Origin of the sequence: Pseudomonas fluorescens, assembly GCF_030344995.1 — a bacterium.
GTDB lineage: Bacteria > Pseudomonadota > Gammaproteobacteria > Pseudomonadales > Pseudomonadaceae > Aquipseudomonas > Aquipseudomonas fluorescens_BF.
Genome location: NZ_CP128260.1, coordinates 146,872 through 160,086, shown reverse-complemented (window position 1 = coordinate 160,086; position 13,215 = coordinate 146,872). Strand labels below are relative to the sequence as shown.

Genomic DNA, 13,215 nt, shown 5'->3' with positions numbered 1-13,215 from the left:
ATCTGTTTCCATATATTGCACCGCCTTTCAGCCGGAAGTCGCGGTGTTACCCTGCAAAAGCGCCTCCCCAAGGGCGTTTCCTACACCCAAAGCGGATTTTTACTCAGCTCGCCCAGACATTTCCCATGCCTGCGTGAGCCTCGTCATTCAAGGAGCCCACACCATGCATGCCATCAGCTTTATTCAGGATCTGGCGGTGATCATGTTGGTCGCAGGTGTGGTGACCGTTCTGTTTCACCGCTTCAAGCAGCCGGTGGTGCTCGGCTACATCGTCGCCGGCTTCATCATCGGCCCGCACACACCGCCCTTCGGCCTGATCCACGACGAAGAAACCATCAAGACCCTCGCCGAGCTGGGGGTGATTTTCCTGATGTTCTGCCTGGGCCTGGAGTTCAGCCTGCGCAAGCTGTTCAAGGTCGGCGCCACGGCATTCATCGCGGCGTTCCTCGAAATTGTCCTGATGATCTGGATCGGCTACGAAATCGGCCGCTGGTTCGAATGGAACACCATGGATTCGCTGTTCCTCGGCGCGATCCTGGCGATTTCCTCGACCACCATCATCGTCAAGGCGCTCAACGACCTGAAGATGAAGAACGAGCGCTTCGCGCAGCTGATCTTCGGCGTGCTGATCGTCGAGGACATTCTCGGCATCGGCATCATCGCCTTGCTGTCGAGCATTGCGGTCAGCGGCACGGTGAGTTCCGGCGAAGTGTTTTCCACAGTGGGCAAGCTCTCACTGTTCATGATCGTCGCCTTGGTTGTCGGCATCCTGTTGGTGCCGCGACTGCTGGCCTACGTGGCGAAATTCGAAAGCAACGAAATGCTGCTGATCACCGTGCTGGGCCTGTGTTTCGGCTTCTGCCTGCTGGTGGTCAAACTCGAGTACAGCATGGTGCTCGGCGCGTTCCTGATCGGTGCGATCATGGCCGAGTCGCGGCAACTGCTGAAAATCGAACGCCTGATCGAGCCGGTTCGCGACCTGTTCAGCGCGATCTTCTTTGTCGCCATCGGCCTGATGCTCGACCCGATGATTCTTCTGCAATACGCGTGGCCGATCGCGGTGATCACGGTCGCGGTGGTGCTGGGCAAGATGTTGTCCTGCGGCCTCGGTGCCTTTATCGCCGGCAATGACGGACGCACCTCACTGCGGGTCGGGATGGGGCTTTCACAGATTGGCGAATTCTCTTTCATCATCGCGGCGCTGGGGATGACCCTGCAGGTCACCAGCAACTTCCTGTATCCGGTGGCCGTGGCGGTTTCGGTGATTACCACGTTGCTGACGCCGTACCTGATCCGGGCTGCCGATCCACTGTCGATCAAGCTGTCCGCCGCGATGCCGCAGCGCCTCGGTCGAGTGTTCGGGATGTACGGCGAATGGCTGCGCAGCATTCAACCGCAGGGTGAGGGCGCGATGCTGGCCTCGATGATCCGGCGGATTCTGCTGCAGGTCGGGGTCAATCTGGCGCTGGTGATCGCGATCTTCTTTGCCGGCGCTTTCTTTGCCGGACGTCTCTCGATCTGGATGCAGGACTGGATCAGTGATCCGAGCTGGCAGAAGGCATTGATCTGGGGCGGGGCGCTACTGGTGTCGCTGCCGTTCCTGATCGCGGCCTATCGCAAGCTCAAGGCGCTGTCGATGCTGCTGGCGGAGATGGGCGTGAAGCCGGAAATGGCCGGGCGTCACACACAGCGAGTGCGCCGGGTGATCGCCGAAGTGATCCCGATCATCTCGCTGCTGGTGATTTTCCTGCTGCTGGCAGCCTTGTCGGCCAGTATCTTGCCGACCAACAAGTTGCTGGTGCTGATCGCCGTGGTCGCGGCCGCCGTGGCGGCGCTGCTCTGGCGCTGGTTCATCCGGGTGCACACGCGGATGCAGGTGGCCCTGCTGGAAACCCTCGACAACCACAAAGAGCCGTCGGGGCACTGACCACCCAGGGTGTGGGGCGTTTCAGCTTTCCAGCCAGACGTCCCGTGCCCAGTGCCAGACCGATTCCCAGGACTCTTCGGTGATCAGCTCTTCTTCGCCTGACCACAGCACCACGGTGCCGTCTTCTTCGACGCAGTAGTAGTCGTCACCGTCCTGGCAGATCGGGATCAGGTCACGCGGCACGCCGGCATCCCAGGCATTGGCGGCTACGTCCGGCAGGTAGGTGTGGGATTGCGGGTCGGTGACGGTCACCGGCTCCAGGCTGCCGTAAACCACGTCGCTCACGGTCAGCAGAAACTCTTTGAAGACGAACGGGATGTTGATGAAGAGCTCTTCTTCGATTTCCACCAACTGGTCTTCGTCGGGCAACTCCAGGGGAACCGGTACGGGTTCGTTGGCTTCGCGCAGTTGTTCGATGATTTCTTCCACGTCCGGGATCCTCTTGCTTGAATGGCGCGGTTTATATGGGCCGGTTTATACAGTAGCTCGCTATAGATGCAACCGCGAAATAGAAAACCCCGGCCGAGGCCGGGGTTTTCATTACTGCGCGTAAAACGTCGGAGGTGATCAGCCGTTCTGGCGGATACCGGCGACCAGCCAAGGCTGGTTGTCGCCCTGTGGACGTTCCATGTTCCAGCTTTCGCTGAACACTTCGCCCTGCTGGTCGAAACGCGAGGTCTTCGACACGCCGTTGAAGGTCAGGGTGGCGATGGTCTTGTCCGCACGGTCATCCACGCCATCCAGTTGTACCTGGAGGTTGTCGATGTAGGTGGACTGGAACGCGTCGCCCAGTTCCGCGCGCTCGCGCTTGAGGAACTCGAACATTTGTGGGGTCACGAACTCGGCGATCTTGTCCATTTCGTTGGCGTCCCAGTGCTGCTGCAGCGCCTGGAAGTGGCTGCGGGCGGCTTCAAGGAAGCGCTGTTCGTTGAACCAGGCCGGTGCGTTGATCACCGGACGGGCGGCAGCAGGCGCGGCCGAACCACCGAAGATCGAACCCATGGCTGCTGGTTTCTGTTCGAACACTTCACGTTGCATCGGCGCGCCGGCCGGAGCGAACTGCTCCTGCTGCTTGCGACGACGGGCGGCGATGAAGCGGAAGATCACGAACGCGATCACGGCCATGATCAGGATGTCGAAGAACTGCATGCCTTCGAAGCCGCCGCCCATGAACATGGAAGCGAGCAGGCCACCGGCCGCGATGCCGGCCAGAGGGCCGAGCCATTTCGAAGCACCGCCGGCCTTGGCCGCAGCGCCTGCGGCACCGGCTGCACCAGCGGTCGCCGCAGCGCCGCCCATGCCTGGGGAAGAAGGAGCCATCTGGCTGGTCTGGTGCGTCGGCGCAGCGCCGGCGCTTTTGCCACCACCAAAGCGCTTGGCGTTGGCGTCGAGGCTCATCGTCAGGCCGATGCACAACGCCATGGCGATGCTAAGAAAACGTTTCATAAAGGGAATTCCCGTTTGTGGAGACACGCGCGCCATGTTGCACAGCTGAAGTGTTACTGGCTAGCGAGAGAGTGTTTCGGGCTTTTGCCTGACAGGTTACGTTCAGCTCGGTCGGGGCAATAAGGCCATGTACTTTTGTCTGTAGGAAAAGGAGATAGGTTCAGCAGGAAATGGATCAGCGCCGCAAGGCCAGCATCACCACTCCGGCGGTGATCAGGCCGATGCCGCCCCACTGGCGCAGGTCGAGTTTCTCGCCCAGCAGTATCACGCCGAGCACCGCCACGAAGACCACGCTGAGCTTGTCCACCGGGGCGACCAGCGATGCCGGGCCGACTTTCAACGCCCGGAAGTAGCACAGCCACGAAGCGCCGGTGCCCAGTCCGGACAACAGCAGGAACAGGTAGCTCTTGGCGGAGATCGATCCCAAGGACTGATATTGGCCCGTGGCGTACAAAATCAAGGCCAGACTGACCAATACGACGATTGTGCGCAGGAGGGTGGCGAAGTCGGAGTTAACGTTTTCGATGCCGATCTTGGCGAAGATGGCCGTCAGCGCGGCGAAAGTGGCCGAGAGCAAGGCCCAGAATGTCCAGGAAGAAAAGAAGCCCGAGCCCATGGATGCTGCCTCCAGTGCCCGTTCCCGCGCCGGGCGCGGGAACGAACGGTGACTTAAATGGCTTCCAGCTTCGCGTACCCGAGCATCAGCCACTTGCTGCCTTCGGCGAAGTTCACCTGCACCCGGGCCTGGGCGCCGGCGCCTTCGAAGTTGAGGATCACGCCGTCGCCGAAGATCGAGTGACGGACAGCCTGGCCAAGGCTCAGGCCGGTTTCCGGAATCTCGCTGCCGCTGAACAGGTTGCTGCCGCCCATCGACTGGTTGCCGCCGAACGGTCGGCTGACGCTGTTGGACAGACGCACTTCCTGAATCAGGCCTTTCGGTACTTCCCGTACGAAACGCGACACCTTGTTGTAGGTTTCGCTGCCGTACAGGCGTCGGGTTTCAGCATAGGTCATGACCAGATTCTGCATCGCCCGGGTAATGCCGACATAGGCCAGACGCCGTTCTTCCTCAAGGCGTCCCGGTTCTTCCAGGCTCATCTTGTGCGGGAACAGGCCCTCTTCCATGCCCACCAGGAACACGTAAGGGAATTCCAGGCCCTTGGCGCTGTGCAGGGTCATCAACTGAATGCTGTCTTCGTGCTCGTCGGCCTGGGTGTCGCCGGCCTCCAGCGAGGCGTGGCCGAGGAACGCTGCCAGTGGCGTCAGCTCCTCATCTTCTTCGGTGTTCTCGAAGTTGCGCGCGGCGCTGACCAGTTCCTCAAGGTTTTCCACCCGGGCCTGGCCTTTCTCGCCTTTTTCCGCTTCGTGGTAGGCGATCAGTCCGGACTGCTCGATGACGGTCTGGGTCATCAGGTGCAACGGCATCTCGGCGCACTTGGCGGCGAGGTTTTCGATCAGTTCGATAAACGCACCCAGCGCACCAGCGGCGCGACCGGTCAGGCCTTTGTTGGCCACCAGCTGACGCATGGCTTCCCACATCGACACATCGCTGTGGCGTGCATGGTCGCGAATCGCTTCGACGGTTTTCTCGCCAATGCCGCGAGCCGGGACGTTGATCACCCGCTCCAGAGCCGCATCGTTGCCACGACCTTCCAGCAAACGCAGGTAAGCCATGGCGTTCTTGATTTCCGCCCGCTCGAAGAAGCGCTGGCCGCCATAGATGCGGTACGGAATGCGTTCACGAAGCAAGGCTTCTTCCAGAACGCGCGATTGGGCGTTGGAGCGGTAGAGAATCGCGATATCGCTGCGAGCCAGGCCGGTTTTCAGCGCGCTTTCGATGGTTTCGACAACGTAGCGTGCTTCATCGTGTTCGTTGAAGGCGGCATAGAGGTTGATCGCTTCGCCGTCGCCGCCGTCGGTCCACAGCTCTTTGCCGAGACGCCCGGTGTTGTTGGCGATCAGGGCGTTGGCGGCCTTCAAGATGCCGGCGGTGGAGCGGTAGTTCTGCTCCAGACGGATGGTCACCGAATCCGGGAAGTCGGAGGAGTACTGATGGATGTTCTCGATTTTCGCGCCGCGCCAGCCGTAGATCGATTGGTCATCATCGCCGACCACCATCAGGCTGTCGCCGCCCTTGCCCAGCAGACGCAACCAGGCGTACTGCACGGCGTTGGTGTCCTGGAATTCGTCCACCAGAATGTGTCGGAAACGCTTCTGATAGTGCGCAAGCAAGCCTGGGTGGTCGCGCCACAGGTCGAGTGCGCGCAGCAGCAATTCGGAGAAATCGATGACGCCGGCACGCTGGCATGCGGCCTCGTACGCTTCATAAATGCCGCGCATGGTGGCCAGGAACAGATCGCCGCTGGCCTGAATGTGTTGCGGACGCAGACCTTCGTCTTTCTGCCCGTTGATGAACCACTGGGCCTGACGGGCCGGCCAGCGTTGTTCGTCCAGACCCAGTTCGCGGATCACCCGCTTGACCAGTCGTTGCTGGTCGTCGCTGTCGAGAATCTGGAAAGTCTGGCTCAGCCCGGCTTCCTGCCAGTGCGCCCGCAACAGGCGGTGCGCCAGGCCGTGGAAAGTGCCGACCCACATGCCGGCCGGGTTGATGCCCAGCAATTGCTCGATGCGGTGACGCATCTCGGCAGCGGCCTTATTGGTGAAGGTCACCGACAGAATCGAGTGGGGCGAGGCGTTTTCGACCTGGATCAACCAGGCGATACGGTGCACCAGCACTCGGGTTTTGCCGGAGCCGGCACCGGCCAGGACCAATTGACGACCAACGGGAGCCGCTACGGCCTGGCGTTGGGCATCGTTGAGGGAGTTCAGCAGAAGGGAGAGATCATCGCGCATCGGGGCATTCTAGGGTGCGCCGCAGGCCCGGGCAAACCGAGCTTTGCATTAGCCGATGAAAGTGGTGCCCGTGACGACCGGTCGGTCACCGGCTACAGGCGTTGGCCCGCCTGGCGTCGGGGCTTTGGAGGGTGACGAGCGGTGGAAAAGTTTCGGTGAAATTATGATCTGGGGCAGTTTGGCAAGTGGTTCGGCTTGTGTATGCTCCGTCCACGTTTCCGGGCGCATGCTCACACTTATAAGAACAAGAACGTTGCCTATGACCCTCAGCTTCGACCTGTCGGGCCCCTCTGTGGAACCCCGGGTGATCCGCAAGCATTACGCCACCCAGATGGCGGTCGAGCGCACGCGCCTTCTTTATCAGGGTTCGCTGTTGCCCACCCTGTTCATGTTGATCAATGGTCTGGTCTGCGCCGGTCTGCTCTGGAGCCCGCAGCGATACTTCGTGGTCAGCGTCTGGCTGGTGTGGCTGCTGTCGCTGGTGGCGTTGCGGGTAATTCAGGTCGCCGCGTTCGATTCGGCGATCCCCGATCGTCAGGCCCAGCCGATCTGGGGCCGGATGTTCCTGCTCGGTTCGACCATGACCGGCCTGACCCTCGCTGGCGCCGGCATCGCCCTGGTCCCCGCCGACAATTTCATGCAGCAGGCCTGGGTGTTTGGCCTGATCGGCGCCGCAACCCTGTCGGCCAGCGTGGCCTACGCCGTGAGCATTCCGGCCTTTCTTTCCTTTACCTTGCCCTGTCTGTTGCCGGCCATCGGCTACCTGTTCTGGGGCGGTGACGAACTGGCGCGCGGCTGGGGCTGGCTCGGGCTGATCCTGCTCGGCTCGCTGAGTGTGGTGGCGTGGCAGGTGAACCGGCTGATCGATCGCGGTTTGCTGCGGCGCTTCCAGAACCAGCATCTGATCGAGCATCTGCAACAAACGCAAACCCGCAGCGAACAGCTCAATCAGGAACTGGCGAAGGAAATCGAGCACCGACGTTGCGCCGAGGGCAAGCTGCGTGAAGCACAGGTCGAGCTGGAGGACCGGGTCGCCCAGCGCAGCCGGGAACTGGACGTTGCCAACCAGGCTTTGAGCAAGAGCGAAGCGCGCCTGGCCCTGGCGTTGAAGGCCAGTGAGCTGGGCCTGTGGGACTGGAACCTGCAGACCGACGAAGTTCACCACACACAGATTCAGGAACTGTTCGGCATTGACCCGGAATACGTCACCGGGCTGCTGAGGCACCTGCGGCCCCGGCTGCACCCGGAAGATGTGCCGCCGCTCAAACGGGCGTTGATCGAGCACTTGAAGGGGCGCACCGAGGATTATCAGATCGAGTACCGCGTGCGCCACGGCGACGGGCACTGGGTCTGGATCGAAGACCGTGGCCGGGCAGTGGAGCGCGACGAGAGCGGCCGGGTCATCCGCATGGTCGGCACCCGGCGTGACATCAGCGTCAGCAAAAGCCTGGAAGCCCAGCAGCAACTGGCGGCGACGGTGTTCGAGGCCGCCAGCGAAGGCATCGTGATCCTCGACCCGAATTATTCGCTGATCGCCATCAATCAGGCCTTCAGCCGGGTCACCGGGTATGACATCGACGACATGCTCGGGCGCAACGTCGTCGAGTTACCTTGCAGTCGCGACGCCCGGCGGCACTACGTCGCGATCCGCCACGCGCTGGAGCAGCACGGCAGCTGGCAGGGCGAACTGGTGGAAACCCGCAAGAACGGCGAGCTGTATCCGCAGTGGCTGCAATTGAATGCCGTGCGCGACAGTCGGGGAAATGTGAGCCATATCGTCGGCTTCTTCGCCGATCTGTCGGCCCGCCGCGAATCCGAAGAGCGCATGCGCTACCTGACCCACTACGACGAACTCACTGGTCTTGCCAATCGCTCGCTATTCCGCGAACGCCTGCACGAAGCCCATCAGCGCGTGCGACAGGGCGGGCGCCGGAGTCTGGCGCTGCTGCACATCAATCTGGATCGCTTCAAGCTGCTCAACGACAGCCTTGGCCACGAGATCGCCGACCAGTTGCTGCAGAAGATGTCTCGGCGTCTGGTCAATGCTCTGCCGGAGGCCGACACCATTGCCCGGCTGTCCGGCGACGAGTTCGCGGTGCTGTTCGACGCCTACGGCAACCTGTCGAGCCTGGCGCGGGTCGCCACGCGACTGTCGACCAAGTTGCGCCTGCCGCTGACGGTGGAAGGGCATGAGCTGGTGGTCAGCGCCTCGATGGGCATCAGCATGCTGCCGGACAACGCCCGGGAGATTTCCGCTTTGGTCAGCCAGTCGAACATGGCCATGCAACATGCCAAGCACCTGGGCGGCAACAATTTCCAGTTTTACACCGACAGTCTGCAGGCCAGCACGCTGGAGCGCCTGCAACTGGAAAACCAGCTGCGCAAAGCTATCGAGGAAAAGCAGCTCAACGTCTTCTATCAACCGAAACTGTGTCTGGCGACCGGTCGTCTCAACGCGGCGGAAGCGCTGGTACGCTGGGACCACCCGACCATGGGCCGGGTGCCGCCGGGGGATTTCATCGGTCTGGCGGAGGAGACGGGACTGATCGGGCCGATCGGCGAGTTCGTGCTGCGCCAGGCTTGTTGGCAGGCATGTGAATGGCAGCGTCAGGGGCTGGCGCCGATTCGGGTTTCGGTGAACCTGTCGGTGCATCAATTGCGCCAGGGCAAACTGGTCAGTCTGGTGCGTCAGGTGCTGGAGGAAACCGGCCTCGCGCCGCACTACCTCGAACTGGAACTGACCGAAAGCCAGCTGCTCGACAGCGTCGAACACATCATCGCCACGTTCCAGCAGTTGCGGGATCTGGGGGTGAAGCTGGCGATCGACGATTTCGGCACCGGCTATTCATCGCTGAGCTATCTGAAGCGGATTCCGGTGGACTACGTGAAGATCGATCAGGCCTTTATTCGCGGGTTGGGAGAGGGCAGCGAAGATGCGGCGATCACCCGGGCGATCATTGCGATGGCTCACGGGCTGTCACTCAAAGTTGTCGCCGAAGGTGTCGAGCGATCCGAGCAGCTGGCATTTCTGAAAGCTGAAGGTTGCGATGAGGTGCAGGGCTATCTGATCAGCCGTCCGGTGGAGGCGGTCGGCCTTGCCGCGTTGCTGCGTGAACAGGAAAAACCGCTGTAAAGGGCTACATGCAGCGCATGGCGCCTGATCCGGGGGGATCGAGTTACGCATTGAGCAGGCAAAAAGCCGATTCATGTAGTATAACTACAAGCTTGCTACATCCCCGGCATCTGGCCAAAGCACATCTTTCCATAACAAGAGTCCAGCCCCTTGAATCTGCTGCAACACATCGCCCAGTCACGTCACCTGTTACGCAAGTCGGAGCTCAAGGTCGCCGACCACGTGCTGCTTGACCCTGCGGCAGTGATGCACAGTTCCATGGCCGACCTGGCCCACAGCGTCGGCATCAGCGAGCCGACCATCGTGCGCTTCTGTCGTGCCATCGGTTGTTCCGGTTTTCAGGATCTGAAACTCAAGCTTGCACAAAGCCTCGCGGCCGGCGCCAGCTTCGGTCAGTTCGCGATCCATGAAGACGATTCCGTTGCCGACTACAGCCTGAAGATTTTCGACACCACCTTGCACACGCTGATGGAGGTTCGCGAGAAGCTCGATCCTCTGGAGCTGCAACGGGCGGTGACGTTGATGTCCCAGGCCCAGCGCGTCGAATTCTACGGTTTTGGTGCGTCGGGGGCGGTGGCGGCGGATGCGCAGCACAAATTCTTCCGTCTGCTGCTGACGGCGGCGGCGTATTCCGACCCGCACATGCAGGCGATGTCGGCGGTGACGCTGAAGCCGACCGACGTGGCGATCTGCATTTCCCAGTCCGGCCGTTCCAAAGACCTGCTGATCACCGCCAATCTCGTTCGCGAGAGCGGTGCGTCGCTGATCACCTTGTGCCCGAGCCAGACACCGCTGGCCGAGCTGTCGACCGTCAACCTGGCGATCGATGTCCATGAAGACACCGAAATCTACACCCCGCTGACCTCACGGATCGCTCACCTGGTGGTGATCGACGTGCTGGCGATGGGCGTGGCCATGGCGCGCGGGCCGAGCCTGGTCAACCACCTCAAGAGCGTCAAACGCAGTTTGCGCAGCTTGCGGCTGTCGCCAAAATCGGTGAAAGCGCTGGACGATTGATTGTCGTGGGGCGAGAGCAATCTTCATCTGCCTGTAACCCCGACGAAGCCAAACCGTCATCGCGCGCGCCTATCGTGAAACTCCCGTACTCGCCTTGGGAGACTCGAAATGGCTCAGCCCTACGAAGAACGCAACAGCGCCGCGAAAACCCGTCGTCAGCAGGAAGACCAGCGCCGCATGGAATTTCGCCGCGCCATCGAAGATCGCTTTGAACTTCGCCAGCTTCAGAGCGAGATCAGCGATTTTCCCGAGGATATCGAACTCAACTACTGGCAGGCCGCGCCGGCAGCTTCCCGTCGAAGCGCTCAACCAGCGCGCTGATCTGCACGCGTTCGCTGCGGATAAACGCCAGGAAGGCGTGGGCCACCGGTGACAGCCGCTTGGCTTTGGCTTGCACCAGGCACCAGCTGCGAAACAGCGGCAACTCTTCGACCGGCAGCTCCACCAGGCCGCCGGTCGCCAGCTCCAGGTTCAGGGCGTGGCGCGTCAACAGCGCCAGGCCCAGACCCGCCACCACGCATTCACGTTGGGCTTCAGCCGACGCCACTTCCTGGGTCTGGGTGAAGTGCACGCGCTTCTCCTTGAAATACTCCTCGCAGGCCAGTCGGGTGCCCGAACCGGGTTCGCGGATCAGCAAGGTGTAAGGTTCAAGATCCTGCAAGCGCAGCGGGCCCATATGTGCCAGTGGGTGATCCGGTCGCGCCACGGCAACGATCGGATTGTTGAGGAACGGCAGGAATTCCAGGCCCATGTCCTGCGGCACCATCGACATGATCACCAGATCGTCGCGGTTGTCGGAGAGTCGGCGAATCACCTGGCCACGGTTGACCACCGTCAGTTGCAGGTTCACTTCCGGGTGCTGGCGCTTGAATGCCGCGAACAGGTGCGGCACGAAGTATTTCGCGCTGGACTCCACCGCCAGTTTCAACTGGCCCTGCAGCGAGCCCTGCATGTCCGACAGTTGCATGTCGAGGTTTTCCAGCCGACCGAAGATGTCCCGGCTGGCACGCTGGAGTGCTTCGGCCGCTTCGGTCATGTAAAGTTTTTTGCCGACGTAATCGAACAATGGCTGGCCGATCAGCTCTTCGAGCTGACGAATCTGTAGGCTGACGGCCGGTTGCGTGAGGGACATTTCCTCGGCAGCGCGGCTGTAGGAACGTAAATCACACACTTCGTTGAAGATCTGCAATTGACGCAATGTCATACGCATCAAGGACTTACGCATTTTTTCCGACTCTGGCCGCGGGCTGATGCGTTGACTATAAGTCTTTACTTATGCCTGACCCAATTTTTATTCATTTTTGTTAATCCCTTGTCAGCGCTAGTGTGGAGCCGAGACCAGATTGAAACATTTGGTCACGTGCCGACCTGGGTCTAGCAGGTCGTGGTGCCACCGGCTCAAGGGAACCTCCAAGTGATAACAAAGATCCTGATCGCCAACCGTGGTGAGATTGCCGTACGAATCGTGCGTGCCTGCGCCGAAATGGGCATCCGCTCCGTCGCGATCTATTCCGACGCTGACCGGCATGCCTTGCATGTGAAGCGCGCGGACGAGGCCCACAGCATTGGTGCCGAGCCGCTGGCCGGTTACCTGAACCCGCGCAAGCTGGTGAACCTGGCCGTGGAAACCGGCTGCGATGCGCTGCACCCCGGCTACGGTTTCCTCTCGGAAAACGCCGAATTGGCAGACATCTGCGCCGAACGCGGAATCAAATTCATCGGCCCGTCGGCGGAAGTCATCCGCCGCATGGGCGACAAGACCGAAGCGCGCCGCAGCATGATCAAGGCCGGTGTGCCGGTCACGCCGGGCACCGAAGGCAACGTCTCGGGGATCGAGGAAGCGTTGAGCGAGGGCGACCGCATCGGTTACCCGGTGATGCTCAAGGCCACTTCCGGTGGTGGCGGTCGCGGTATCCGTCGCTGCAACAGCCGCGAAGAACTCGAACAGAACTTCCCTCGCGTCATTTCCGAAGCCACCAAGGCCTTCGGTTCGGCGGAAGTGTTCCTGGAAAAATGCATCGTCAATCCGAAACACATCGAAGCGCAGATCCTCGGCGACAGTTTCGGCAACGTCGTGCATCTGTTCGAACGTGACTGCTCGATCCAGCGCCGCAACCAGAAGCTGATCGAAATCGCCCCGAGCCCGCAACTGACCCCGGAACAGCGCGCCTACATCGGCGACCTGTCGGTGCGTGCGGCCAAGGCCGTGGGCTACGAGAACGCCGGCACCGTGGAGTTCCTGCTCGCCGAGGGCGAGGTGTACTTCATGGAGATGAACACCCGGGTGCAGGTGGAACATACCATCACCGAAGAAATCACCGGGATCGACATTGTCCGCGAACAGATCCGCATCGCCTCCGGCCTGCCGCTGTCGGTGAAGCAGGAAGACATCCAGCATCGCGGTTTTGCCCTGCAGTTCCGGATCAACGCCGAAGATCCGAAAAACAACTTCCTGCCGAGCTTCGGCAAGATCACGCGCTACTACGCCCCCGGCGGCCCTGGCGTGCGCACCGACACGGCGATCTACACCGGCTACACCATTCCGCCGTTCTACGACTCGATGTGCCTGAAACTGGTTGTGTGGGCACTGACCTGGGAAGAGGCGATGGACCGTGGCCTGCGCGCCCTCGACGACATGCGTCTGCAAGGTGTGAAGACCACTGCCGCGTACTACCAGGAAATCCTGCGCAACCCGGAATTCCGTAGCGGCCAGTTCAATACCAGCTTCGTTGAAAGCCACCCTGAACTGACTAACTACTCGATCAAGCGCAAACCCGAAGAGCTGGCCCTGGCCATCGCCGCCGCCATCGCCGCCCACGCAGGCCTGTGAGGAATAGAA

The 13,215-nt window shown here is 61.2% G+C and carries 10 protein-coding genes; 5 read left to right on the top strand and 5 right to left on the bottom strand.

Going from position 1 to position 13,215, the window contains the following annotated elements:
* Positions 1–163: 163 nt before the first annotated feature.
* Positions 164–1,927, top strand: a complete 1,764-nt coding sequence (locus QR290_RS00700; RefSeq protein WP_115079751.1) for a cation:proton antiporter — start codon at positions 164–166, stop codon at positions 1,925–1,927.
* Positions 1,928–1,948: 21 nt separating this feature from the next.
* Here the strand turns inward: QR290_RS00700 and QR290_RS00695 are convergent, their stop codons facing one another.
* The 4 genes from QR290_RS00695 to uvrD form a co-directional block, all read right to left on the bottom strand.
* Positions 1,949–2,356, bottom strand: a complete 408-nt coding sequence (locus tag QR290_RS00695; protein WP_007954245.1) for an SMI1/KNR4 family protein — start codon at positions 2,354–2,356, stop codon at positions 1,949–1,951.
* 138 nt (positions 2,357–2,494) lie between these two features.
* Positions 2,495–3,373, bottom strand: coding sequence for a Tim44 domain-containing protein (locus QR290_RS00690; protein WP_007954246.1), 879 nt, complete (start codon positions 3,371–3,373; stop codon positions 2,495–2,497).
* A gap of 175 nt (positions 3,374–3,548) precedes the next feature.
* A complete protein-coding gene (locus QR290_RS00685) occupies positions 3,549–3,989 on the bottom strand; it encodes an EamA family transporter (protein WP_064379739.1) in 441 nt (146 codons plus the stop codon).
* Positions 3,990–4,042: 53 nt separating this feature from the next.
* Positions 4,043–6,226 carry a DNA helicase II gene (uvrD, locus tag QR290_RS00680; RefSeq protein ID WP_007954248.1) on the bottom strand — a complete coding sequence of 728 codons (2,184 nt, stop codon included), beginning with the start codon at positions 6,224–6,226 and terminating at the stop codon, positions 4,043–4,045.
* Between the two features lie 259 nt (positions 6,227–6,485).
* Here uvrD and QR290_RS00675 point away from each other — a divergent pair, with 259 nt between their 5' ends.
* The 3 genes from QR290_RS00675 (at position 6,486) to QR290_RS00665 (ending at position 10,697) form a co-directional block, all read left to right on the top strand.
* The gene (locus QR290_RS00675) at positions 6,486–9,359 is read left to right on the top strand and encodes a putative bifunctional diguanylate cyclase/phosphodiesterase (protein ID WP_115079750.1); all 2,874 of its coding nucleotides are present in this window, start codon (positions 6,486–6,488) and stop codon (positions 9,357–9,359) included.
* A gap of 150 nt (positions 9,360–9,509) precedes the next feature.
* Positions 9,510–10,376, top strand: coding sequence for a transcriptional regulator HexR (gene hexR, locus QR290_RS00670; protein ID WP_007954250.1), 867 nt, complete (start codon positions 9,510–9,512; stop codon positions 10,374–10,376).
* 108 nt (positions 10,377–10,484) lie between these two features.
* Positions 10,485–10,697 carry a PA3496 family putative envelope integrity protein gene (locus tag QR290_RS00665; protein WP_007962241.1) on the top strand — a complete coding sequence of 71 codons (213 nt, stop codon included), beginning with the start codon at positions 10,485–10,487 and terminating at the stop codon, positions 10,695–10,697.
* On the opposite strand, the gene QR290_RS00660 is transcribed toward QR290_RS00665, so the two are convergent.
* Complete coding sequence (locus QR290_RS00660; RefSeq protein ID WP_085653927.1) at positions 10,639–11,601, bottom strand: LysR family transcriptional regulator; 963 nt, start codon at positions 11,599–11,601, stop codon at positions 10,639–10,641. The two genes, QR290_RS00665 and QR290_RS00660, sit on opposite strands and share 59 nt — an antisense overlap.
* Before the next feature lie 189 nt (positions 11,602–11,790).
* Here QR290_RS00660 and QR290_RS00655 point away from each other — a divergent pair, with 189 nt between their 5' ends.
* Complete coding sequence (locus tag QR290_RS00655) at positions 11,791–13,206, top strand: acetyl-CoA carboxylase biotin carboxylase subunit (RefSeq protein ID WP_007954255.1); 1,416 nt, start codon at positions 11,791–11,793, stop codon at positions 13,204–13,206.
* Positions 13,207–13,215: the final 9 nt, after the last annotated feature.